General features: G+C 66.6%; 17 protein-coding genes and 3 tRNA genes. 15 read left to right on the top strand and 5 right to left on the bottom strand.

Features of this window, described 5'->3' with window-relative positions; translation table 11 throughout:
• Positions 1-15: 15 nt before the first annotated feature.
• The 3 genes from KOE53_RS12030 to KOE53_RS12020 all read left to right on the top strand — a co-directional run bounded on the left by KOE53_RS12030 (position 16) and on the right by KOE53_RS12020 (position 5,286).
• A complete protein-coding gene (locus KOE53_RS12030) occupies positions 16-1,524 on the top strand; it encodes a leucyl aminopeptidase (RefSeq protein ID WP_188058644.1) in 1,509 nt (502 codons plus the stop codon).
• Positions 1,524-3,887: a bifunctional alpha,alpha-trehalose-phosphate synthase (UDP-forming)/trehalose-phosphatase gene (locus KOE53_RS12025; RefSeq protein WP_353055653.1), complete on the top strand. Its 2,364-nt coding sequence runs from the start codon at positions 1,524-1,526 to the stop codon at positions 3,885-3,887. The genes KOE53_RS12030 and KOE53_RS12025 overlap by 1 nt, the downstream gene beginning before the upstream one ends.
• 61 nt (positions 3,888-3,948) lie before the next feature.
• Positions 3,949-5,286: a M18 family aminopeptidase gene (locus KOE53_RS12020; RefSeq protein WP_188058643.1), complete on the top strand. Its 1,338-nt coding sequence runs from the start codon at positions 3,949-3,951 to the stop codon at positions 5,284-5,286.
• Positions 5,287-5,342: 56 nt separating this feature from the next.
• On the opposite strand, the gene KOE53_RS12015 is transcribed toward KOE53_RS12020, so the two are convergent.
• Positions 5,343-7,931 carry a LuxR C-terminal-related transcriptional regulator gene (locus KOE53_RS12015; RefSeq protein ID WP_188058642.1) on the bottom strand — a complete coding sequence of 863 codons (2,589 nt, stop codon included), beginning with the start codon at positions 7,929-7,931 and terminating at the stop codon, positions 5,343-5,345.
• Positions 7,932-8,116: 185 nt separating this feature from the next.
• On the opposite strand from KOE53_RS12015, the gene KOE53_RS12010 reads away from it, so the two are divergent.
• From KOE53_RS12010 to KOE53_RS11995, 4 genes are all read left to right on the top strand, one after another.
• Positions 8,117-8,401 carry a hypothetical protein gene (locus KOE53_RS12010; protein WP_188045818.1) on the top strand — a complete coding sequence of 95 codons (285 nt, stop codon included), beginning with the start codon at positions 8,117-8,119 and terminating at the stop codon, positions 8,399-8,401.
• Positions 8,402-8,529: 128 nt separating this feature from the next.
• Positions 8,530-8,602, top strand: a tRNA-Glu gene (locus tag KOE53_RS12005).
• A gap of 30 nt (positions 8,603-8,632) precedes the next feature.
• Positions 8,633-8,706, top strand: a tRNA-Asp gene (locus KOE53_RS12000).
• Between the two features lie 60 nt (positions 8,707-8,766).
• Positions 8,767-8,839 (top strand) — tRNA-Phe (locus KOE53_RS11995).
• A gap of 220 nt (positions 8,840-9,059) precedes the next feature.
• Here the strand turns inward: KOE53_RS11995 and KOE53_RS13895 are convergent.
• Positions 9,060-9,788 carry a replication initiator gene (locus KOE53_RS13895; protein ID WP_353055652.1) on the bottom strand — a complete coding sequence of 243 codons (729 nt, stop codon included), beginning with the start codon at positions 9,786-9,788 and terminating at the stop codon, positions 9,060-9,062.
• Positions 9,789-9,929: 141 nt separating this feature from the next.
• On the opposite strand from KOE53_RS13895, the gene KOE53_RS11985 reads away from it, so the two are divergent.
• Positions 9,930-10,403 (top strand): hypothetical protein, encoded by a 474-nt coding sequence (locus tag KOE53_RS11985; RefSeq protein ID WP_188058640.1) that lies wholly within the window; start codon positions 9,930-9,932, stop codon positions 10,401-10,403.
• A gap of 169 nt (positions 10,404-10,572) precedes the next feature.
• On the opposite strand, the gene KOE53_RS11980 is transcribed toward KOE53_RS11985, so the two are convergent.
• Positions 10,573-11,466, bottom strand: a complete 894-nt coding sequence (locus KOE53_RS11980) for a phosphatase PAP2 family protein (RefSeq protein WP_215401708.1) — start codon at positions 11,464-11,466, stop codon at positions 10,573-10,575.
• 817 nt (positions 11,467-12,283) lie between these two features.
• Here KOE53_RS11980 and KOE53_RS13890 point away from each other — a divergent pair.
• The gene (locus KOE53_RS13890) at positions 12,284-12,511 is read left to right on the top strand and encodes a DDE-type integrase/transposase/recombinase (protein WP_353055651.1); all 228 of its coding nucleotides are present in this window, start codon (positions 12,284-12,286) and stop codon (positions 12,509-12,511) included.
• Positions 12,512-12,770: 259 nt separating this feature from the next.
• Here the strand turns inward: KOE53_RS13890 and KOE53_RS11975 are convergent, their stop codons facing one another.
• Both KOE53_RS11975 and KOE53_RS11970 read right to left on the bottom strand, forming a co-directional pair.
• Positions 12,771-13,865, bottom strand: a complete 1,095-nt coding sequence (locus KOE53_RS11975; RefSeq protein WP_188058639.1) for a hypothetical protein — start codon at positions 13,863-13,865, stop codon at positions 12,771-12,773.
• 259 nt (positions 13,866-14,124) lie between these two features.
• Positions 14,125-16,086 carry a choice-of-anchor Q domain-containing protein gene (locus KOE53_RS11970; RefSeq protein ID WP_188058638.1) on the bottom strand — a complete coding sequence of 654 codons (1,962 nt, stop codon included), beginning with the start codon at positions 16,084-16,086 and terminating at the stop codon, positions 14,125-14,127.
• Positions 16,087-16,367: 281 nt separating this feature from the next.
• Here KOE53_RS11970 and KOE53_RS13885 point away from each other — a divergent pair, with 281 nt between their 5' ends.
• From KOE53_RS13885 to KOE53_RS11940, 6 genes are all read left to right on the top strand, one after another.
• Positions 16,368-17,345 (top strand): sensor domain-containing diguanylate cyclase, encoded by a 978-nt coding sequence (locus KOE53_RS13885; protein WP_188058637.1) that lies wholly within the window; start codon positions 16,368-16,370, stop codon positions 17,343-17,345.
• A 126-nt stretch (positions 17,346-17,471) separates the two neighbouring features.
• Positions 17,472-18,698, top strand: coding sequence for a CHAP domain-containing protein (locus KOE53_RS11960; RefSeq protein ID WP_188058636.1), 1,227 nt, complete (start codon positions 17,472-17,474; stop codon positions 18,696-18,698).
• 105 nt (positions 18,699-18,803) lie between these two features.
• Entirely contained in the window at positions 18,804-20,081 is a 1,278-nt protein-coding gene (locus KOE53_RS11955; protein ID WP_188058635.1) for a sensor histidine kinase, read from the top strand.
• Positions 20,069-20,764, top strand: coding sequence for a response regulator transcription factor (locus KOE53_RS11950; protein ID WP_188058634.1), 696 nt, complete (start codon positions 20,069-20,071; stop codon positions 20,762-20,764). Before KOE53_RS11955 ends, KOE53_RS11950 begins: the two co-directional genes overlap by 13 nt.
• Positions 20,761-21,627, top strand: coding sequence for a hypothetical protein (locus KOE53_RS11945; RefSeq protein ID WP_188058633.1), 867 nt, complete (start codon positions 20,761-20,763; stop codon positions 21,625-21,627). Before KOE53_RS11950 ends, KOE53_RS11945 begins: the two co-directional genes overlap by 4 nt.
• Positions 21,628-21,806: 179 nt before the next feature.
• Entirely contained in the window at positions 21,807-24,377 is a 2,571-nt protein-coding gene (locus tag KOE53_RS11940) for a beta strand repeat-containing protein (RefSeq protein WP_188058632.1), read from the top strand.
• The last annotated feature ends 40 nt before the right edge of the window (positions 24,378-24,417 follow it).

Below are 24,417 nucleotides of genomic sequence, written 5' to 3'. Positions count from 1 at the left end.
TGACTAAGGAGAATCATGACCGTCATCATTGATCCGGCCTTTGAGCCGGTTCCCTCGCTTGCTGCCAACCACGACGTTCGCGTGGGCTCGACCCTCGACGACGCAGCGCAGGCTGCCGCCGTCTTCATTACGCTCGAGGGCGCGCTCCCCGCGAGCCTGGGCCTCGACCGCACGGCGCTCGCCGCAGCGGGCTTCACCGGGGCGAAGGGCCAGACCCTGCTGCTGCCGTCGGGCAAGACTCCCGTGTCCGTGCTTGTGGGCACCGGATCCGGGATCGACAACGCGGACGCGCTGCGTGATGCCGTCGCCGCATTCACCCGGGCCGCTCGTGAATCGGGCGCACTCGCCGTCGACCTCCGGGCGCTCCCGCTCGATGCCGCAGACGCCGCGCGCGCCGCAACCGAGGGCGCGATCCTTGCCCGGTACCGCTATGACGCGCTGAAGAGCGATCCGAAGACGGTCGCGCTCGAGTCGCTGTCGCTCACCGTGTCCGAGGCCGACCGGGCCGCGGCAGAGGCCGGCGCGGCGCACGGCAAGATCCTGGCCCGCGCGACGACCATCTCGCGCGACCTCGCGAACACCCCGCCCCGTCACCTGAGCGCCGAGAAGTTCGGCGAGGTGGCCACCCGTCTCGGCCCGCAGTTCGGGCTTGAGGTCGAGGTCTTCGATCGCGCGCAGCTGATCGCGCTCGGCACGGGCGGGCTGCTCGGCGTCAACGCCGGCAGCACCGAAGAGCCGCGCATGATCAAGCTCAGCTACCGTCCCGAGGGCGCGAGCGCCCACCTCGCGTTTGTCGGCAAGGGCATCATGTACGACTCCGGCGGGATCAGCCTGAAGCCGTCGAACGCCATGCACCTCGCGATGAAGTTCGACATGATGGGTGCCGCCGCGGTGTTCGCCGCGATGACCGTCCTGCGTGACCTCGGCGCGACCACCGCCGTCACGGGCTGGCTGATGTGCACCGACAACATGCCGTCGGGCAGCGCGACGAAGCTCGGTGACGTGCTCACCATTCGCGGCGGCACCACCGTCGAGGTGAAGAACACCGACGCCGAGGGCCGCCTCGTGCTCGCTGACGGGCTCGTGCTCGCCACCGAAGAGACGCAGCGCCCCGACGCGATCGTTGACATCGCGACACTCACCGGCGCCGCCATGGCAGCCCTCGGTACCCGCACCGCTGCGATGCTCGCGAACAACGACGAGATTGCCGGCCAGCTGGAGGCCGCCGCTGCCGCCACGGCAGAGGGCATCTGGCGCCTGCCGCTTGAGCACAACTACCGCGAACAGCTCAACTCCGAGGTGGCCGACATCTCGAACATGGGCGGCGAGTACGCGGGCACGACCACCGCGGCGCTCTTCCTGAACGAGTTCGTCGACGGGATCCCGTGGGGTCATCTGGACATCGCGGGCACCATGAAGAGCGATCGCGACGAGCTCTGGCGCTCGGCCGGCTCGACCGGCTTTGGCGCGAGATTGCTCGCCGAGTTCGCGGCCGGCTTCACGAGCCCGGTCACCGAAAAGTAGTGCGGGACGCGGGGGACGCGATGGCGGCGGAATGGGTCACTTGGTCACACGAGACCGAGGGGTCGGAGTCGCCATCGCGCCCCCTCGTCGTGGTCGCGAACCGGCTGCCGGTCGACCGCGTCGCAGACCCTGACGGCGGCCCCGACACCTGGCGTACGTCGCCCGGCGGGCTCGTCACCGCGATGGAGCCGGTCGTTCGTGAGCTCGGCTGCACCTGGGTGGGGTGGGCTGGCGGCGTCGACGAGGCTACCGAGCCGTTTCAGGCCGGGGGCTTCTCGCTGCAGCCCGTCGCGCTGAGCACCCGAGACCTCGAGGAGTACTACGAGGGGTTCTCAAACGATACGATCTGGCCGCTCTACCACGACGTCATCTCTCCGCCGCAGTACCACCGGGAATGGTGGGAACGGTATCGCGAGGTCAACGAGCGCTTCGCCGCCGAGGCTGCTGCCGCCGCCGAACACGGCGCGACCGTCTGGATACACGACTACCAGCTGCAGCTCGTCCCGGCGATGCTGCGCGAAAAGCGCCCGGACCTCGTCATCGCGTTCTTTCTGCACATTCCCTTCCCCGCGAACGGGATCTTCTCGCAGCTCCCGTGGCGCCGCCAGATTCTCGAGGGCCTGCTGGGCGCAGACCTGATCGGCTTTCAGCGGGTGCAGGATGCCGCGAACTTCCGCTCGGTCGTCCGACGCATTCTGGGTGTCCCCGCCCACGGAAACGTGGTCTCGCTGCCGGAGGATGGTTCGGGTGAGGCGCCTCGCCGCGTCGTCGCGCAGGAGTTTCCGATCTCTATCGACGTGCGGCAGTTTGTCGAGCTCACGGAGCGTCCCGAGGTGCAACAGCGGGCCGCCGAGATTCGCGCCGAACTCGGAAACCCGAAGCGGGTCATCTTGGGAGTCGACCGGCTCGACTACACCAAAGGGATCCGGCACCGGCTCAAGGCCTACGCCGAGATGCTCGCGGACGGGTCGCTCGAGCCGGGCGAGACGGTGCTCGTCCAAGTGGCGAGCCCGAGCCGAGAGCGGGTCGTGGCCTACCAGCAGTTGCGCGACGAGATCGAGCTGACCGTGAGCCGCATCAACGGCGACCACGGGGCGATTGGCTACTCCCCGGTCGTCTACCTCCACCGCGGGTACCCGCGCGAGGAGATGGCCGCGCTGTATCTCGCGGCGGACGTGCTCGCGGTGACTGCGCTGCGCGACGGGATGAACCTCGTCGCGAAGGAGTATGTCGCGTGCCGCACCGACGGTCGTGGGGCGCTGGTGTTGAGCGAGTTCGCAGGCGCCGCCGACGAGTTGTCGCGCGCGGTGATTGTGAACCCCCACGACATTGAGGGCCTCAAGGCGGGGCTGCTCAAGGCCCTGCATATGCCTGAAGAGGAGCAGCGCCGCCGCATGCACGTCATGCAGCGCACCCTGAACAGTAGCGACGTGCTGCGCTGGTCGAGCGAGTTCCTGCGTGCGGTCGACGCCGCCGCTCGCGGCCCGTTGGTCTCGGGTCCCGAGCGACCGCAGGCGGCGCCACCGACCCGGCCGATCTTCTTGCCCACCGGAATCGATGCGGCGCTGCGGCGCCTCGCGACGGCCCCCGCGGTGCTCATTGCTCTCGACTTCGATGGCACGCTCGCGCATCTCGTGTCTCGGCCAGAGGATGCCAGGATCCTGCCCCGGTCTGAGCGCGCGCTCGAGGTGCTGCAGGAGGCGCCCGGGGTGCGGGTCGCCCTCGTCTCGGGACGTTCGCTCGAAAGTCTCGCCTCGACCGGCGTGCGCACCACCGGCAGGATCCTGGCCGGTTCGCACGGTGCCGAGCTGCGCTGGGAGGACGGTTCGGGGGATCCGGCCGAGCCGACCGAAGAGGAATTCGTGTTGCGCGACCTGCTCGAGGTGCAGCTTGAGCAGGCGCTCGGCCACATCGACGGGCTGAAGATTGAGCGCAAACCCTACGGGGTTGGCGTACACACCAGGCGGGTCGCTGACCGGGATGCGGCCAGCGCGGCGATCACCGAGGCAGAACGGATCGCGCGAAGCCTCGCCGATGCGGGGCACCCATTGCGCACACGCCACGGCAAAGAGGTCATCGAGATGGCGGTGCGCGACTCGGATAAGGGCGCCGTCCTGACCCAGATTCGCGACCGCCTGCCCGAGGGGCCCGTGCTCTTTATCGGAGACGACGTGACCGACGAGGATGGGTTCCGGGCGCTCCGGCCCGGCGACGTTGGGGTGCGCGTCGGGCCGGGGGAGTCCGCGGCCGAGTTTCGGGTGGCCGACCCGGACGAGGCTGGCGCGCTGCTCGCGCGGCTGACGGAACTCCGCACTGACCGGGTGATCGGCTCCGAAGGACTCGGCGGTGAGGCTCCGCGGTAAGTCTGCTGGTCGACGGACCGGCGTTCCCGGGCCCGCGCGGTTCAGATGATTGGATGGGGGAATGAGCGAGACGAGTGCTGCCCAGCCGATCAACTCCCACCCGATCACTCCCGACACGGTGCGTGCGGCGCTGCCTGGCATCGCTGACTACATCGAGGGGATCGCGGGTTTCGTCGAGGCATCGCCCTCGTCGTACCACGCCGTCGATGCCGCGGCCCGGCTGCTGGTGCGCGCGGGTTTTGAAGAGGTTGACGAGCGAGCTCATTGGGAGCGCACTGAGGCCGGGGCGGGGTCTTTCGTGCGGCGAGATGGTGCGCTCATCGCGTGGATCGCGGGGGAGGGCGTCGGCCCGACATCGCCGGTCCGGCTGCTGGGGGCACACAGTGACTCGCCGACGTTCAAGCTGAAGCCGGGTCCCGGACACACCGCTGAGGGGTGGGCGCAGGCCGGCGTCGAGGTGTACGGCGGGCCGCTCATCAACTCGTGGCTCGACCGCGACCTGTGCCTGGCGGGACGCCTCGTGACGCACGACGGATCCGAACACCTCGCGCGCACGTCGCCCGTTGCGCGTATCCCCCAGCTCGCGATCCACCTGGATCGCACGAGCAACACCGCGCTCGAGCTCGACAAGCAGCGGCACACACAGCCGATCCTGGGCATCGGCGAGATCGACCCGGTCGAGCTGCTGTCGACGGCCGCAGGAGTTGAGCGGGATGACATCGTCGGCTGGGACGTCTTCCTCGCCGACACTCAGGCTCCCGCGCGCATTGGTGCGTCCGGGGAGCTGCTGGCGTCGGGACGCCTCGACAACCTCAGCTCGGTCTACGCGGGGCTCATCGCGCTCGCGCTTGCGACGCCGGCCGCCGACACCATCGCGATCCTTGCCGTGTTTGACCATGAGGAGCTCGGTTCGGAGAGCCGCTCCGGTGCCGCGGGCCCCTTCCTCGAAGACGTGCTCGACCGCATCCAGGCCGGCCTGGGCGCGACGACCGAGGACGCTGCGCGAGCCCGCGCCGCGTCGTGGTGTCTCTCGGCCGATGCTGGGCACGCGGTGCACCCGAACTACCCCGAGAAGCACGACCCGGACGTGCGACCCCGCGCCGGCGCGGGACCGATCCTGAAGGTGAACGCCAATCAGCGGTACGCGAGCGACGCCCACGGTGCCGCGCTCTGGGCGCGGGTGTGCGCAGCCGGGGCAGTGCCGGTCCAGGAGTTCGTGTCGCACAACAAGGTGCCCTGTGGCACGACGATCGGTCCGCTCACCGCGACCCGACTCGGTATCAGGACGGTGGACGTCGGCGTGCCGCTGCTCTCCATGCATTCGGCGCGCGAACTGGCGCACGTCGACGACCTGCACGGGCTCGCCCGAGCGGCCGCAGCGTTCTTTGCAGGGGCCTAGGCGGCCTTGACGGGCGCTCCGGCACCCCTCGGGGTGGCTGGCGGTCTCCTCGGCCGCTAGGCGGCCCGCCAGAGCGTGAGCTCCGCTTGCTCGCTGAGCTCAGACAGCCGGTCCGCGAGAGAGTCGCGCTCGGTCACGCCGAGCTTCAGGTAGAGGTGAGCGAGGTGGGTCTCGACGGTGCGCCGTGAGATCTGCAGGGTCGTTCCGATCCACTTGCTCGAGTACCCGAGCGAGGCGAAGTTCGCGATCTCGCGCTCGCGCCCGGTCAAGTCGGTGCCGGCAGGGAGCGGCATCCAGATGCCGAGCCGGGCGAGGGCCCGTGTGCTGGGGTGTTCAGAGAGCCGCTCTTGTTCGTGCAGTGCATGGATATGGTCGACGATCGCCGGGGCGATCCTGCCGTCGATCTGGGGCCGCAGAATCTCGGCGCGGGCCAGCAACGCGGGATCGCGTTCGCCCGCGAGAACTTGCACGTGCAGCGCGCGAAGCTCGACCAGGGAGAAGTGGCGCTCGCGTGCCCACTGGGCGAGCTCACCGGCCCCCGCCGCCGCCAGCTGGCGGTCGCCCAGCCACAACCTCGCACGCACGAGGTTGAAGCGAATGATCCCCTCGACGATGCGTGACTCACCGAGCGGCAAGGACAGGCAGCGCTCGATTTCTGCGCGGGCCGCGGCCGAGTTCCCTGCCGCCGCGTAGGCGAAGGCGGCGGCTGCCGAAACGTTGACGAGGTACCCGACGGGATCGGAAATCTCGAGCCGGGCGATCGCCGCCGCGAACTGGCCACTCGCGACCTGCCACTGCCCCTGCGCCGAGGCGAGCACCCCTGCAGTCATTTCCGAGAAGCCTGCTTCAGTGAGGAACTTCGCCGGGCGCTGCTCGAGATGCGCATCGAGGCTGCGCTGCAGATTCGAGATGGTCTGGATCCTGCCGGAAACGCTGGCAATCAGGTACCAGCTCGCGAAGAGCTCGCCTACGGCGTCGGGCACGTCTGGGAGGTGCAACGTGGCCAGCGGCAGCTCGCGGATGGCGATTTCGCGGGCCTGGCTCACCTTTCCCTGCTGACCCAGGATCGCGCAGCGCACGGCCGCGCTGGTGAGTCGGGAGACGCGGCTCGTCGTCGATACTTGGGGGGTCTCGTCGAGCGTCATCGCCTCGTCGAAGTGCCCGATGGTGCCGAGGCGCGGGGTGAGCTTCAGCGCGAAGTACTCGTGCACAGGTAGGGCGTCCGGCGGCAGCTGGGCGTGCAGCGTTCGCGCAACCAGCAGGGCCTGAGCCGGGTCGTCGTCCCGTCGCAGCAAGAGATCGAAAACCGCGAAGGCGAGGGCCACGCGGCGCATGAGGAGCGCGTCGTCGTCGCCGGGCTGGGGTGTTGTCCAGCGCAGCTCGTCCTGCACCGAGGTCGCGCGGTAGCGCTTGAGGTCGACCGATCGCATCATGCGCAGTCGGCGAGCTCGAGCATCGAGACGCTCGAACAGAGTGGACGACGGATGTTCGATCAGCAGGTCGGCAAGGCGCACCGCGAGGGGCCGATCGGCGGCGGCGCACGCGATGGTGAACGCACGCCGCAGGAGCGAGAGCCGGATCGGCTGGCCGTGCTCGATGCTGATCGCCACAGAGCGAAGCGCGAGCTCGGGAGCGTGTTCCGGGATGACCGGGGGGAGCGCGTCGAGAAAGGTGAGGTCGGCGCTGACGCGCTCTCCCGGGGTCGCCGCGTCTCGCACTGCCTCGGCGATCAGGGGGTGCACGATCGAGAACCGTGGCTCGCTCTGATCGTGCGCGAGCGTGATGAACGACGAGCGGGCGAGCGAGTCGAGAGCCTCCGCATCGCACAGTCTGCGGGCGATCGCCTCGGGCATGGGCTCGGCGAGTGCGATCGCGAGGAGGGCGCTGCGTTCGGCGGGGCTGAGCTGATGCAGCTCAGCGGCGAAGAGCTCTGCGACCGTTCCCGCGAGCGGGGCTGCGCCGTTCCAGTAGGCGAGCGGGCCAGAGACGGTGATGGCGCCGCTGCGCAACAGCGCCGCAGCGTAGCGGCTGAGGAGGAGCGGATTACCGCCGCTCTTGCTGTGCAGTTGCAGCGCGGATGGCCCCTCGATCGCTTCGCTCTGGAAGAGGCTGCAGGCGAGCTGGCTCGACTCGGCTAGGGACAGCGGTCCCAGGCGCTGGTGGGCGGCGTAGCCGTCGCGCTCGAGCCGCTCAAGGAGCCACAGTGCATCGCCGGGCACGCTGCGGGCCGTGATGATGACGCGGAGTCCCGGGGCGACGGCAAGAGCCCCCAACAGCTCGAGGCTTGCCGCGTCGTACTCGTGCGCGTCGTCCGCGATGAGCAGGACGTCCTCGCCCGGTCGCACGAGCACGTCCGTCACCGACTCGAGCGCCGCAATCGGGGTGGGAAACTCGTCGTGCAGGAGTGCCGGAATCAGGCCGGTGAACGCGTGGTACGGCGTCGAACGCGCGCCCCAGCTTCCGCGAATGCGGACCACCTCGACGGGCGCGTCTTCGCGCAGGATCCTGGCGGCTTGGCGGGCAAAGTGCGTCTTCCCGATGCCGGCTGGCCCAGTCACGATCAGGCACGATCCTGCGGGGAGGAGCGTTGCCACCGCGGAGGAGAGTTCAGGGGTGCGGCCCAGGTGGGCCGCTTCGCCGTGCATATCTCTCTCCGCACTCACCCCCCAGTGACTGACTTTGGATTCGGAGTATAAGCAGATCGGTGATGCAGAAGCCAGCCCCTAGCCGTGAACTAGCTGGGATTATCAAGCGCCAAACTTGCTTTCGCTGGTGCCCGACGCCGCTCGTTTCGCGGGCGCTGATCTGGTGGGGGGAATAGGATCAAGCCATGAACGAGATCCAGCAGGAGCGCCAGCCCGGTGCGGCGTTCTCCACGCGCCGCAATGTCCCCGTCGTCGAGAACATCGGCGGAAAGCAGATTGAGGTTACGTTCCTGGGAACCAACGCCCAGGGGCGCTTGACCTGGATTATGTGGAACCCGACGCAGCCGTTCCTGATCGGCATTCTGACCCAGGGGCAGCTCGGCTTCACCTTCGAGCAGCGCACCGGTTCTGGAGTGATGTTGCACGAGAACGTTCCGCTCTCGCGAGTCCAGCGCGCAATCGCCGGTTAGAGCGGGCCTTTTGCTGCTGAAGTTTCGGCTGCGACACGCCAGGGATTTCGGTATTTCGGCCTCGATTTGCACCCATGGTGCTGGATCCGTAATATTTATCTCGGTAGTTGATGACGCGAAAGTGTCACGGCCCCATCGTTTAGTGGCCTAGGACACCGCCCTTTCACGGCGGCAGCACGGGTTCGAATCCCGTTGGGGTCACTGAAACTGCCACAATTGAATAATGAGTATGGCCCTGTAGCGCAGTTGGTTAGCGCGCCGCCCTGTCACGGCGGAGGTCGCGGGTTCAAGTCCCGTCAGGGTCGCTGAGATGAATGGAGCTCTTCTTCGGGAGGGCTCCTTCGTTTCGGGCGACTGCCCAAAATGGCTCTGTAGCTCAGTTGGTAGAGCGTTCGACTGAAAATCGAAAGGTCACCGGATCGACGCCGGTCGGAGCCACTGCCCCTCACGAGGCTTCTACTCGTGGGGGGCTTTTTCGTACCTGCTTGTATTGTCGCGGAGGTTGAGCGCATCACAGCTCCTCCCGCTTCGAGAAATCGGCAACGTTGTCGACCGAGGGCTGGTGACCTAGTTTTTCCTCATTCGCCTAGAACGCATTGAGCGCAGCGGCACCGCGGCGGGCTGCGTCGCATACAGCATGCTGTGGCGTCGAGTCGCGTCAGATGCCGCCAATATTGGGGGAGTCTTCGCCCGCGTCGAAAGCCACGTTTCTCAGCAGGTAATTCAGCGGCTTTGAGAGATACCAAATTGTCTTTGCGCCGTCGATGTCCGCCCGGAACGTATCGCGCTTCGCCTGCGCACCCCACTCAACAACCGCTCCATCAGTTTTCGAGATGGCGTTGGGCGAGCGCGCGGCGTCTCGCAACTGGTCCGCAGCAGGGGCTTCGTGGCGCGCAATCCGAACGATTACATGAAGGTGCACAACGCCGCGATCCTGCCACTCGCGGACAAGGAAGAACTCGAGCGTGTCCCACCGGTCACGCATGCGGCGAACCGTGTTCGTCCACAAGGTTCCGTCGTCGCGGTTCCAAGCGGCCTGGCCTGCGTAATCGTAGGTGCGGCTGCTGAGCGGAACCCCGCGGAGGTGGGCGGTCTCCACGGAATGAGTCTCACCGCAGCGGCAATTTTGCGGCCCGCCGCTGCGGGGGACACGGTGCACTGCCCCAAAAGAAGGTGCCGTGAGCGTCAACAGGTAGAAGCGGAAGTTCTCAACCGGTCCGTCGAATACGCCCGAGCGTGCAATTGCGGCCCAGTCCAACCGGAATAGCTCTGCGCAAGACGCACACGCGGACTTCACGCGCGAGCCACAGCGAACCCAGATTCCGGAGGACAGCTTGATCGGTCGCGGGCATCCCCGTGCAGCAACCTCTTCCTCGCTGCTGCTCATGTCGAACTGCCAAGCCCTGCAATTGCTGCGAGGTGGTGGAGCGGTGCGAGCCGTCCGTCCTCGCGCCGCCGCGCGTGCGGGCCGACGCCTTCGCTCCACTCTGCCCGCCAGCGCGGCAAGATAGGCGAGATTTGGTCGGTGATGCTTGATCTGAGAATCGAGATCATTCAGTCCCTGGGTACTGATGGTTTGAACGCTGTCGATCGGTTCGGGCCGAACTGGGCGCGAGGAAACGTCGGTAAGGGCGGGCACGAGGAGAAGAAGCACGCCGAAGCACGTGCAGCCGCTCGGGCCGATTCGGTGCGGACCCTGCAAGGGGACCTCGTAACCGATCCGGCCGGGCAACTGGTCATTGAGCAGGCGCGCCTCACTGCGACAATCGCGGAAGTCGCTGGAGCTTTCAATGCGCAGGTCCAGAACGTTCGGCGCTCGAGCGCATTGAGCGGGGCGTCGACGTACCTCACGACCGCCGAGGCACCTGCCTTCGGTGGCGGCTTCGCGTTGGCGCTGCAGGCAGAATCCGCAGTGTTGCTCTCACACAGTTTCGGGAAGGGGCGTGGTTCACACCTGGCCCCCTTCCCTTTTCTTGGGAAGCAAAGGAGCAGCAAGGGCTAGAAATGGAAGAGGGACCACGCACGATCATGTCGCGAGGTCCTACTCGCTCCCGCACTCGCTGCTGGACGCTCGAGGGCCTCCTCATTTTCAAATCGCCGCGGTGAGTCGAGAGAGTCGACCTCAACTCTCCACCCTCTCGCCTGCCTTCCCTGCGAGGGCTGCGGCTCTTCTAGCGAACCTGAAGGCGACGCCAGCTTCCCCAGTACATGAGCCCAGCCAAGACAGAGCATCCAAAGGTTAGAGAATTCGCTGCAAGGTAAGCGTCCCACTCAATCACAGAGTCGCGTAGGTCGGAACCTACAGTGAATGCCGCAATGAACGTGCCCAACGCCAGAGCTACAAACCCAGACAGGGCCATCGCTACAACGTAGATGACACGGAGTCTTGGGCGGCTGTCGACTCTCTCGATAAGACCCGCACGGAAGAGCACAAGAGCAGCAAGCGCACCCACGATCAAGGCCACCATGTCTGCACCAAGCGTGTCAGAGAAACGATGCCACTTCGCTGTAACGGTGTAAGCACCAATGGCCACAGCCCAGCTCATGACAACAAACATCGCCAGACCACGGAACCGAAACGGCACGACAAGTAAGACCGCGACGAACACAGTCATGGCAATTGTCGTGTGCCCGCTCGGAAACGAATTCCCAGTGAAGTCACCTACTACTGGAACGAGTTCAGGGCGCGGCAAAATGAACCGCTTCAGGCTCTGCGTTATCACCTGCCCTGCGACGATCGTGCCCACCGCGACAACCGCGAGCAAGTACTTCCTTCTCAGAACCCCGATGATCCCCACCGTTGCCGTCGCGATCGCGAGGCTCCACACAGTAATCATCCCGAGACTGTTCCAGGCCTGCGCCTCATCATCGGCAGAGACTTGATCCGCGCCCCTGAGTGCCGCGTTCTCAAGCGCCTGACCAGGAGCAGTTTGAACAGCCAAGAGGTAGATGGCCACAAGGACCATCGACGCCAAAGCAAGCATCCACCACCATCTACGTCCTGACAGAAGGCCGCTGGCCGCTTCCACTGAAGGCAAAGTGTCGGGTGCCACATGATTCTTCATGCGACCACCTTATTTGCGAACGAAAGAAGCGCCAATTGCGTCGTGCGTGGCCCGGCGTCGCAACCATCGCTTTACGCAAGGGGAGCACTACACCGTCATCGGGGAACACGCAGGGATCTGATGCACGTTTAAGTGACATTCGACAGGGCTAGTTTCGGCTTGCCTGAAGGGATGAACCTGTACCCCCTCGTTGCCTCAAGGGATTCCGCGACGACGTCATCCGGATCGCGTTCAATTGCGGCCCGGAAATCACGCTCGCGCAGATCGCGAAGGACTTCGGCATCCACGTCGGAACGCTCGACAAGTGGCTCCGAGCAGAACTCGTCGAAACAGGCCAGAAACCCGGCGTGACCTGTTCTGAGAATGCTGAACTTCGTGAGCTCCGCAAACGCAACTGGCTCCTCGAACAAGAAGTCGAAGTGCTCCGCCGTGCGGCCGCGTATCTCTCACAGGCGGCACCTGCCGGGAAAGGCTCTACCCGCTCGTGAAAGAGCTCGTTGGCGACGGGATCCACATCCAGGCGTCTTGCCGGGTACTCAATCTCCAGAGCCAGCCTTACTACCGCTGGCTCCACAGCCCAGTAACTGGGCGGGACCTCACACAGGCGTATCGAGTGAATGCACTCCACGATGCCCACGTTGAGGACCCCGAGTTCGGGTACCGGTTCCTCGCCGACGAAGCGAAGACTCTCGGTGAACCGGTGGCTGACCATACTGCGTGGCGGCTCTGCCGAGACCAAGGCTGATGGTCCGCATTCGGGAAGAAGAAAGCACGCGGGAATGGCAGAAAGCCTGGCCCGCCCGTTCATGACGATCTCGTGCAGCGCGAGTCCGCGGCGGCTGCCCCGAACAAGTTGTGGCTTTCGGGCATTACCGAGCAATGGACTGGTGAAGGCAAGCTATACCTCTGTGCGGTGAAGAACGTGTGCTCGAACCAGATCGTAGGTTACTCCATCGATGCGCAAATGACGTCCGCGCTTGCAGTAGCTGCGTTGAACAACGCCGTGTTTTGTCGTGGGGACGTGCGTGGGCGAGGCGGGCGATAACGCTGAGATGGAGATGCGGCATGAGCTACTTGGATCAAATCCCGCATCTATCCCGCACATTCTTCAGCAAGGGAAAACAATGATGAACATCAGATTACAAATCTGACCTGCGCAAAGCGAAGAGGCTGCACCCCCGCAGTAACCCTCGAGATGACAAAAATTCTGAATCGAAAGGTCACCGGATCGACGCCGGTCGGAGCCACCGCCCCTTACGAGGCTTTTACTCGTGGGGGCATTTTCGTGCCCGGACGGGGGACTGCTACAAACGAGTCTTGCGAGTCCGGCGTCGCCAGAGCGCCACACCGCCGAATACGGCCGCCGTAATCAGTGCCACGCCGCCGAGGCTCCAGGCCCAAGCCGCGTCCTCGGCCAGTGCCGAGGCAGGATCTCGCGCCACCGTGACACTGGCGACGACGGTGACGCCCGCGTCCGCGAAGTCCAGGATCAGATGGTGATCGCCGTCCGGCACCCGCGAGAGGTCGAGTGCCCCGGAAACCACGCCCTTGTCCCACTCGGCGGAACCGAGCGCGACCGGGGTCGAACGCATGGATCCCACGACGGAAGTCTTGCCGCCACGGAGCATCTTGGTCAGCGCAGCGACCTGTTCGCGTGCCTGGGAGTGCTTGCTCAGGAGGGTCTGCATCTGCAACAGACGCAACTGCTGACTGCTGGCGAGGGCGTCTGTGGCCGATCGCAACTGCTCCAAGGCCAGTTCCGCGGCCCGGCGCGCCTCCTCGGGGGTCGGGCCACCGGTAAACGCCTCCGTCACGTGTGCCTTGAGCATCGCCTGCTGTGCTCGCGCGAGGAGGTCGGCGGTTGGGTCGCTCCGGTACTCCTGCACGGCCCTGAGTGACGCTTCTAGCGAGTCCAGCTGTTGGGCTCCCGAATGGATCTCCGCGATCAGGCGTGAGATTTCGCCCTCGAGTGCCATTGCCCGGCTAGTCGCCATCGCGAGGATCGCGTCGACGTCCGTGGCTAGGAGGTCAACCGATTGGAAGGCAATCTCCGGGTGGTCAGCGATCACGGGCTCAATCAATGCGTACAGCTGTGCGTCCTGCCCGGGTGCCGGGTTCTCGGCGAGGCCCAGCGTGGGGTGCGCGTCGCCGTCCACCAGGATGGGTGCGCCCTCCGCGTCTTCCGCTGCGGCCAGGAGCGCGTCGAGTTCAGGCTCGTCAATATCGACGAGCCCATCACCGAGGTCGACTGCGTCGCCCAGCGAAAATGGTGCTTCGACGGCCTCGGCGGCACGCACCTGAGAGACGCCGCCGTTGGCGTGCGCCGCCGCCGACACCGAACAGGCGAGCAGCGCCCCGATGACGCCTGCGGCAACCATGCCCAGATTCCTCATACTCATGGCCCAAATTTATCAGACGCAGTCCAATGTTTGGGATTTAGTCCTCTCAGAAACAATGTCCGAGAGTGTTCCTGCGACGGGGTGAAATCACCATCGCACCCCGTCGCCGAGCGGTCAGGGCCGGCCCCCAGATCGACGCTGAAATGGTGTCGAACGGGTCTGCTGCGCGGTTCGGTGACGGTTTCTCGCCACGCGTCCGATTCCGGAAGTGGTGTTCCCCGTGACAGCCTCAGCCTCGCGCAGGGGCGCGAGAAGTCGATCAGGCGCGGCGACGGAGGCGCGTCGCGAGGATCAGTGATCCGGCGAACAACAGGACGATAGCCGCCGCCACCAGGGCATCGGGGCGTTCCCCACCGGTCTTCGCGATCTCATCGACGCTCGGTGTATTTCCGCCCGTCGACGCTGCCGCTGCGACGGTCCACGACTGCTCGGCAATCTCGCTCACGTTGCCGACCGAATCGCTCGCTCGCACCCGGAAGCTGTGCGCGCCTGCCGAGAGAGCGGGCGTCGTCACCGGCGAGGTGCAGGCCGTGAAGGCCGCGCCGTCGAGCGAGCACTCGAAGCCGGCAATCGCGGAGGCGTCCGTCGCGGAGAAGGCGAACGTCGAGGTGGAGCCCGACGCGGTACCCGGCGACACCGAATCCCAAGCCACCACCGGAGCGGTCAGGTCGACCGTCCAGGTGTACTCGGATGCGCTCGGATCGGTCGCCCCGAGCGCATCGATGGCGCGCACAGCGAGTGTGTGGGAGCCATCGACGAGCCCGCTGAAGGTCGGCCCGGTCGGGCAGATCTCGAAGATGCCGGTCTGTCCGAGGTCACACTCGAAGGTGTACGGGCCCGTTCCTGCCGAGGCGGAGAGCGAGAACGTCGCGTCCCCCGAGGCGATCGGCGAGGTAGGACCGGTGACGATCGTGGTATCGGGTGCCGCAGTCAGCTCGACGGCGCCGACATCACAGCCGGCGCCCCCTTGTCGTGATTCTCCGCGCTGATCGATGGCGCCGCAGGAGAGGGCGGTGTCAATGGCGGGGCTGCTTGGCAGCGGGACCCGGGTCTCGGTCGGACCGCCGAACGATCCGAGCGCGCGCAGTTGCGGGTCCAGCGGGGCACCCGAGGTGCCGGCCCGGTTGCCATTCGCCCCGTCGACGACCGTGCCGCCGGCGACGCCGACGATGTTTCCGGCACCGCCGGCCGCGCCGGACAGGTCGCCGCCAGTGTTCTTGGCGACGATCGAGTGCTGCACGATCACTGTCCCGGAGCTCTGGGCGATGCCACCGCCTGTCGCTGCGGTGTTCCCGGTGACGGTGGTGCTCGTGAGCAGGAGTTCTCCAACGGCGCCGCCCGCTGAGTGCACCGCGCCTCCGCTGCCCGCCGCAGTGTTGCCGACGATCGTGGTGTCGGTGACGATGGTCTGGCCCCGGTGGGTGGGCGGAAGCGCTATGCCTCCGCCATTGCCGCTCGCGGCGTTGCCCGAGAGCGTCGACTGCTCGATCGTCGAGACATCCGGGCCGTTCGATTCGAGTACGAGCCCTCCGCCCGTCTGAGCGCTATTGCCCGACACGGTGGTGCGCTGCATGTAGAGCTCGCCGACGACGAAGACTCCGCCGCCGGAACTACTCGCAGTGTTCCCGTCGACGATCGAGTCCAGCATGGTGAGACTGCCATAGATAGACGCGATGCCGCCGCCGCTCGCCGCGGTTCCGCCGGTGACCCTCACGCTGTTGAGGAAGGTGTCCACGAGGAAAGTGCTGATGCCGCCGCCGTCGGTAAACGCGCTGCCGTCGGCGTTGCCGCCGATGATCGTGAGCTGGTCGAGGCCCAGTTCCATGCTGCCTATGGACGGGTACGCCTCAATCGCCTTCTGCGTCGCCGAGGCGTCGATGGTCGTCGTATTCATCCCTGCGCCGCTGATCGATACGTCCCCCGTGATCTCGAGCGGCGCGTTCAGCGGGTACACGCCGGCGGGCAGCGCGATCGTGTCGGGTCCGCCAGGCGCATTGGTGAAGCAGACAGCTTCGCGGAGGCTCCAGAGGCCATCGGGGCCGGGGTCGAGCAAGCCGCTGGAGCAACCAGCGGAGTCGGAGACGTCCGCCTGCGTGGTCACATTGACCGACGCCGCGTGCGCGGGCGCCGCAGCAGATACGAGACCGATCCCCGCGACGAGAGTTCCGAGGCCGAGAGCCGCGGCGGTCAGGCGAGCAGGGCGGTGCAGGGCGAACGTCATTGTTTTTCCTCAGGTCGACAAGCCTTGGAGCGGAGCAGTTCATCTGGGAGGAGCGTTCACAGCGTCACTGGGAACTGAAGCTCGCGACCGAGACTGGAATCCAAACTACTGGGTCGAGTCAATGTGAAGCAAGCGGGCTGCGACGCCGCCGCACCGAGGGACGCGTGGCGCTTCAGGCGCGGGCATGCTCGTGAGAGCCGTTGCGACCCACCGGGGTGAAATGCCAATTTCACCCCGGTGCCAAGCGGTCAGGACCGGGCCCCAAGACCTACACTGACATGGTGTCGAACCATCCATCGTCTCGGGTCCTGAAGGGCCAGTCCGACCTGTCGTTTGCGGTGGCGGCACTGTTTCTTTCTGGCGGCCTGTTTGCCGGCCTCGCTGCCACGGTGTTTCCGCCCGAGCATCGGCCGCCGCTCTGGGTGCCGGTGCTCGTTTCGGGCTCAGGGATCCTGATCTCACTGCTGGTGCTCTGGCGGGGGCGCCGGCTTCGTGTCGGATCCGCCGCGGTGATCAGCGGGATCTACCTCGTCTTCTTGCTCTGGCTGATTGCGAACAGCACCAGCCTGGGTCGCGCCACCGTCGCCGCCATGCTCAGCGTCGTCGTGATCGTCTTGTACGCCTGGTTTCTTCCGATGAAATACGCCCGATGGGTCGGTTACACCGCCCTGCTGCTCTACGCGATCATCATGATGTTTCGCTACCAGTCCAACGACGCGTACCTGACCGCGGTCGCGCTCGTTTCCCTGGCGGTACTGTTGACCGAGGTGTTCGGGCGCTTCAAAGCGAACCTTGAAAAGTCGTCGTTAAACGATCACCTCTGTGACGTTTGGAACCGGCGCGGGTTTGAACTGCTGCTCAAGAAGGAGATCAGCACGGTCGCCCGCACGGGCGAGCCGCTTTCGCTGCTCTATATCGACCTGGACGAGTTCAAGACAGTAAACGACACCCGGGGGCACATCGGGGGCGATAGCGTGCTTCGCCAAGTAAGCGACGAGCTCGTGCGAGGGGTGCGCAGCGGGGACAGCGTCGCGCGCATCGGAGGCGACGAATTCGTCGTCCTGCTTCCGCGCACCGCCGCCCAGGAGGCGCAGCTCCTCGCCGAACGCCTGAAGGGCGTCGTGACCGCCTGCGGCTGGTCGTTTGGCATTGCAGAGTTTCGTCCCGGTGAAACCGGAGATGAGTTCGTCGAACGCTCCGACCTCATGATGATGATGCAGAAGCGAGATCGAGCGCGGCGCTCCGATCCGGTGGCGTAATCAAATCACACACGCGGCCAACTACGTAATTCTTGCCGACGCGCCTCGCCCACCCCCGCGGTAGATTCACAACTCACTTGCGATGGCGCGAGTGAGACCAGGGGAGTCGTCATGTCGTCAAGGAGCATGCCTGCACCGAGTATCACGGTTGTGATCGCGACAGCGCTCGCATTCTCGCTCGTCACCCTCTTTTCACCAGCGCCACTTGCCTTCGCCGTGGACGAAATCACTCCCGACGTCGCTGCCCAGGAGGCTCCTGTCGAGGCCCCACCTGCTGAACCTGTCGCGGTGAGCGAGGCCCCGCCGCCAGTCGTGGAGGTGCCTCCGCCGGCGCCAGACCCGGTGGCCGTGCCGGATCCCCCGGACGAGCCGGCACCACCCGTCGAAGTGGTCGATCCTGTTGATCCTGCCCCGCCCGGAGAACCGGGTGACCCCGACCCGGGCACCCCTCCCACGGGGGATCCCGAGAATCCGGCTACCGAGCCACCCGAGACGCCGACGCCCTCGGACACGCCTGAGCCCGCAAGCCCAACGACACCGGGTTCGGCTCCTGCCCCCGCGGCGCTGCCGCCCATCCCGCCCGCCCCCATCGACCAGCCACCGAACACGGCCTGGTCGCCAGGCAATCCTGGCGTTGACGAGTTCCCAGGATCAGGCGACCAGGGGGTGCCCGCAATCGGGGTCGACGGGCTCATCGGCGACAACTACCCCATGCTCTACAAGAACATGCCGCTCGACCCGGTCGTCTGGGACGAGTGGAACTTTGCGCATCGCCAGTGCACGTCATTCGTCTCCTGGCGCCTGAACCAGGTCAATGGGGTGCCGTTCGACAATCAATACGGCGGACTCGTGCGGTGGGGGAACGCGGGTCAATGGGGAGATTCGGCGCGCAGCCTCGGCATCCGAGTCGACACGACGCCCGCAGCTGGTGCGATCGCGTATAGCGCCCCCGGCACCAACGGTTCAGGATCGGCTGGCCACGTCGCCTGGGTGGCGAAGGTGCTCGACGACGGCCGAGCAGTGATTGAGGAGTACAACGCCGGCGCGGTGCCGGGACGATACGGCGCACGCATCGTCCCTGCCGATGCCTTTACTGGCTACATTCACCTGCAGGATCTCGCCCCGGCCAGCATTCCGACCGCCGCGCCAGTGCAGCAAGACGAGCACCTGTCACCCGCTCCGGCGCTCCGGGTGGGCCATGTTCGTGAGGACTTCCCGAACCCCTACCCGGGGATCCTGCCTGCCGCTTGCCTATGGGTCGGTGACTTGAACGGAGACGGGACACCCGATGCACTCACCTTTCAGCGGGTGAGCTTCGCAGGGCAGCTCGTGAGCCGAGAACGACTGAGCTGAACGCCGGTCACTCCGTGCGGATCTCGGAGCGTTCCGGAAAACCCGAACGCGCTTCTCCGGGTGCCCCGGTGTCCGCCCGGTGTCGGCGGCCGTAGCGTAGGAGCCATGAGTACACCAACGCCGCTCCCGCCGCAGGACGGCCCAGCACCCCAGCGCCCCCTGCGTCCTTTCATGACGACCCTGCACCTCGCCGCCATGGGCACGATGGGGTGGGCGCTGCTGACGACCCTGGTCACGCTCTTGGCCACCGGCGCCGGGCTCATCATCGTGATGGGAATCGGGCTCGTCATCCTGGTCGGCTGCGTGTACGCGCTCTTCGGTCTGGGGTGGTTCGAGGTTGCCCGGGTGAGCGGCCTCTATCGCCTCGACGCCCCGCCGCTGGGCCTGCGCCGCGGCGGCTCCGGATTCAAGGGTTACCTGAAGGGTTTGTGGTCGCAGGTCATCGATGCGCGCATGTGGCGGGCGGTCGCAAACTTCGGCATCGCGAGCACGCTCGGGCTCGTGGTGCTCTGGCTCACGCAGCTCTTCTTCTGGTCGATCGGCAGCATCGTCGCCGGCGGCCTTGGCCTGGGGTTCGCATCGATGCCCGGGGGACTGGGTGCGCCCGGCGGAATTATCGCCGGGGTCCTCGGGGTACTGATCGCTCCGGCGGGGATCCTGCTGCTGACCATGCTGCACCGGACGATTTCCTGCGCGTTGATTGAGGCTGGCGCCCACGAAGCGGTGCTGCGCGAGCAGGTGCGTGCGACCGCCGAGCAGCGCGAGGGGGCGGTGCGGGCCGCCGACGTCGAACGCACGCGCATTGAGCGCGATCTGCACGACGGGGTGCAGCCGCGACTCGTCTCGATCGGCATGACACTCGGCCTTGCCAAGCAGCAGCTCGACAGCGACCCCGAGGGAGCGAAGGCGCTGATCGACGAGGCGCACACGTCGACCAAGGCAGCGGTGACGGAGCTACGACAGCTGGCCCGCGGGATCCACGCCTCGGTGCTGGACGACCGCGGCCTCGACGCGGCGCTCTCGGCACTCGCCGGACGGTCACACATTCCCGTCCACCTCGACGTGCGTATCGGCAGCGCGACCATCTCGCGCGACGCCCAGGCGGCCGTCTATTTCGCAGTCGCGGAGTCCCTCACGAACGCGGCGAAGCACTCGCGCGCAAGCGAGTGTCGGGTGACGCTGCGGGTGCGAGGCGAGGCCCCCGACGCCTCGACGCTGTGGGCCCGGGTCGAAGACAACGGCATCGGCGGCGCGACCGTGCAGCCGGGCGGCGGTCTCGACGGCATCATCAACCGAGTGCTCGCCGCCGGCGGCACCTCGAGGCTCGAGAGCCCCATTGGCGGCCCGACCACGCTGGAGGTGAGCGTCCCATGCGCATCCTAATCTGCGAAGACTCGGTGCTCTTGCGCGAAGGAATCGTGCGGCTGCTCGAGCACTCCGGGCACGAAGTCGTCTCCGCCCTGCCTGACGTGGAGGGCCTGAGCGAGGCGGTCGAGGAGTACGCCCCCGACCTCTGCATCCTCGATGTCCGCCTGCCGCCGACGTTCACCGACGAGGGGATCCGTGCGGCGCTCGAGCTGCGCCGCACTCGCCCGCAGCTGCCGCTGCTCGTGCTCTCGCAGTACGTCGAGGAACGGTACGCGAGTGACCTCATCGCGGCCCGCGGGGGCGGCATCGGCTACCTGTTGAAGGATCGCGTCGCCGACGTGGCCGAGTTCGTCGCGTCCGTTGAGCAGATTGCCACGGGACGGGACGTGCTTGACCCCGAGGTGGTTGCTCAATTGCTCGCGCGCAGCAGCCGTGACGAACGCATGCGCCGGCTCACCGAGCGCGAGCGAACGGTGCTCGCGGCCCTCGCCGAGGGCAAATCCAACCAGGCGATCGCCGCGCTGCTGTTCCTTTCCGAAGGAAGCATCGAGAAGCACATCACCGCCATCTTCCAGAAGCTCGGATTCGAGGCAGACGAGACCGGCAACCGCCGGGTGCTCGCCGCCATCGCCCACATTGAAAACACCGGGATCATGCGACAGGCAGAACCGGGCACGCAGACAGGAATCGGATCATGAACGACTCACCCCGCCCCACCGACGAACACGCTCAGCGTCCCCGCTCCACGGGGGCGTCAGCCGTCGCGATTGGCACCGCCATCGTGGGCGGGCTGGCCCTCATCTCAGTGGGCGCGACCGCCGCGATCGGGACGACCGGCTCGATCTTGCACCAAGTCGGCTCGCCGAGCGGCGACAGCGTGCAGACGGTCGACCCCGCGGGAATCACCGAACTGAGCGTCGACGCCAATGCGGGGCAGTTCCAGCTTCGCTTCGCCGATGTTCGAGAGGCAGAGCTCGAGATTACCGGGAACAACCGCCAAGACTGGCGGATGCAGCGATCGGGCGACGAGCTCGTCGTGCGCTCGGGCGGCAGCTGGTTCGGGGATGGCTTCTGTCTCTTCGGCTGCAACTTCGGCGACGACCAGGTCGTGCTCACCCTGCCGAACTCGCTCGCGGGCAAGCTCGACGCCGATCTGACACTTGGTGCGGGAAGCCTCACCGCAGCGGGCGAATTCCGTGATCTCGACGTGGATGTCTCTGCCGGGAAGGCAGTGGCGACGGGCTCGGCCCGCTCCCTCAGCGTCGGGCTTGGCGCTGGCCGGGCGGACTTCCGACTCGACGGCGTGCAGGAGGCAAGCTTTGACGTATCGGCAGGCAAGATCGTCGCCGAGCTCACCGGCGCCGCCCCGCGAGAGGTGGATCTCGACGTCAGCGCAGGGTCTCTGGAGCTCACGGTTGCCGACGTTGCGTACGCGGTGGAATCGCAGGTCTCGGCCGGGCAGCTGGACAACCGCTTGCAGACGCGACCGGGGTCAGCAAACGTGATCGAGGCGCAGGTGTCGGCTGGCAGCGTGACGCTGCTCCCCGCCCGGACCAGGTAACGGGGCCAGCGCGGCGCACGGGCTCCGAGGTGCAGAAACGGGTGTAGATCAATCGCGCGCTCGCGCTCGGGTGACATTGGATGGGGACTGAGCGCCTCGTCTGTTGCGGATGCACGGCGGATCGCTCTGGGCCACGGGACGACATCTCGCGGCTCTCACGCAATGCCGAAGGTGAGCCGATGCAGACCAGACCCCGCCACTTGGTGGTTCCGATTGTCGTGGCGCTCGCCGCCGCGCTCCTGCCCGCCTCTCCGGCGTATGCGACGGGGATCCACGATGTCGCGGATGAAGGAGCCCTGCGAATCGCGGCGGCGACCACCCCCGCCGGCGAGACGATTCGGCTCACTGCAGACATCGGAACAACGAGTGCACGAATCGGTTACCTGGCCTTCGAATCGGGCGCGACCCTCGACCTGAACGGATTCTCGCTCGCGACGCAGTCGATCGCGTTGAAGCCGGGAACCTCGTTCTCGATCGATGATCGCTCCGCGGCGGGCACCGGCAGGCTCGATGCGAGTTACGTTGAGCCCTCGGGGGTGCCGTACACCCCGAGTGCCGCGATTTCGACCACGGGGGCGCATCTCACCATCGCGGGCGGCACAATCTTCGCCGACGCGAGCGGGACGCACTCGCGAGCGGGTATTGGCGGTTACCCCGTTCCCACCGCAGCGCCGCAGGGGGTCACGATTGCCGGAGGGACCGTGACGGCCACCGCAGCGGGCGGTGCAGGCATCGGGACTACCCAGAATGACATCGCCACGGGGGACTTTCCCATTCGGATCACTGGGGGTTCGGTACACGCGAGCGCGCAGCGAGGCGCCGGGATCGGCTCTGCCGGGCTCACTTCATATGCGCGCCCCACCATCACGGTCAGCGGAGGCGTCGTCGATGCGCAGAGCGTGTCCGGAGCAGGCATCGGCGGCGGCTCGCGCGCGTCCGCCGTGAACTCGATCAATATCTCTGACATCGTGATCAGCGGCAACGCGGTCGTCAACGCTCGTTCAGCGCAGGCTGCCGGGATCGGCGGTGGGTACTTCGGAAGCGCCAAGACCGTGACGATTGGAGCTGGCGCGGTCGTCACCGCGTTCTCGAGCGAACCAACCGTTCCGGCGATTGGCGCCGGGCGCTACGGAGAACTCGATGGGGCGCTCACCGTACACGGCACCCTCCGAGTTCCCGCGAGCACCTTCGTGCGATCGTTGCGGTCAAACCTCGCGGGAAACACGATCGGTGCCACGGGCCTCATCACGGGCTCGGGCGGGTTGCGTGCGCAGGGGGTCTGGAACAATCTGGGCGCCATTACGCTCCCCAACGCTCTGGTGACGGCGGCCGACATCAACGAGAATCACTTCGTTGTCGCGCTGAACGGCAACCTCGCCGGCGTGCCCGACAGTGCCACCCGCGTGCTCGCGCCCACCTTTGCAGCGGGTGACCGCCCGCTTCCGGTCCTTTCCTCCGCGACCGGCTGGAGTTTCGCCGGGTGGAATACTGCCGCGGATGGCAGCGGTGAGCCCTTCACTGAGGCGACGGTGATGGTGCCTCGGCCCGAGGCCACCGGTATTGACGGCACAGCGGTCAGCCTGTTCGCGCAGTGGGTCCCCTCACGTATTGCCGTGTCTGTGGAGCCCGAAACGAGCGCCGCCGGCGAGAGCATAACGCTCAGCGCAGAGTGCTTAGGTATTGACGACGTATCGCTTGGTGATTGCACGGATGACGTCACTTTCGGGAGCGATACTGCGAGTGACGTGGTGACCGGCAACGCTGTTCGCGCGACTGCGGCAGGGACCCGTACGTTGACCGCCTCGGGCTGGGGGCTGAGCGCGAGCACCTCCGCCGTGGTCACCCCGGCGCAGGCCTCGCAACTGCAGCTCACCCCGAGTGCCACAATCGTCGACCAATTTGGCGAGCTCGATTTCGTCTCCATCCTGCGTGACGAGTTCGGGAACCAGGTCGCTGATGTGTCCGCCACCGCGGTGCTCTCCAGCGCCCCCGGGGGAGTGGATGTGAACGGCAACCAGCTCAGCTTCCACTCGGCTGGAGCGTTCACGATCACGTCGGCTGCCGGGTCGCTGAGCGCCACCACCCAGATCGAGGTGACCGCTGCGGCCCTCGCATCGCTGGTGCTGACCGTGCCGTCATCGGCGGCTGCGGGCGACACGATTTCCCTGAGCGCGGAGGGTTTTGCCGCGGGCGGGCAGAGCCTCGGCGATGTGACTGACCAGGTAACTTTCGCGAGCTCCGAGGCGTCGGATGTGCTGGACGGCGACCAGGCCACCGTTACCCGGGCAGGATCACGGACATTCACCGCGACGCTGCGGGGCGACGCTGCGATCGAGGCGCGGGCCGGCTCGATCGTCCGCGCGGGAAGCCTCGCCACGCTGACGCTCCAAGCCAGCGCGAACCAGGTTTCGCAGGGTTCGTCGGTGTCGCTCACCGCAACGGTGGAGGACGCGTACGGCAACACCCGCGACGTCTCTGACGAAGCGACGTTCACGAGCGATCATTCGCGAGACGTCATCGATGGCAGTACGGTGACGTTTCTCACTGCGAGTTCGCACGTGGTTACCGCTGAGTACGGCGGAGCGAGCGCGAGCGTAACGATCGCCGTGATCCCGACGCCGGGTGCCGCCGCTCCGGTCCTCTCGCAGACCGGAACGAGCAGCCTCGCTCCCGTGATGATCGCGGCTGCGCTGCTCGTGATCGGCGGCGGAGCACTCTCGCTTCGCCTGCTCCGCCGGAGGGCAAACTGACCGGGCTGATGCCCCATTGAGCTGAGGCCGTTGATACCCA

This window comes from Leucobacter sp. CX87 (assembly GCF_018682295.1).
GTDB lineage: Bacteria > Actinomycetota > Actinomycetes > Actinomycetales > Microbacteriaceae > Cx-87.
Note: the sequence above shows the minus strand (reverse complement) of the source record. Positions and strands in the feature narration are given on the sequence as shown.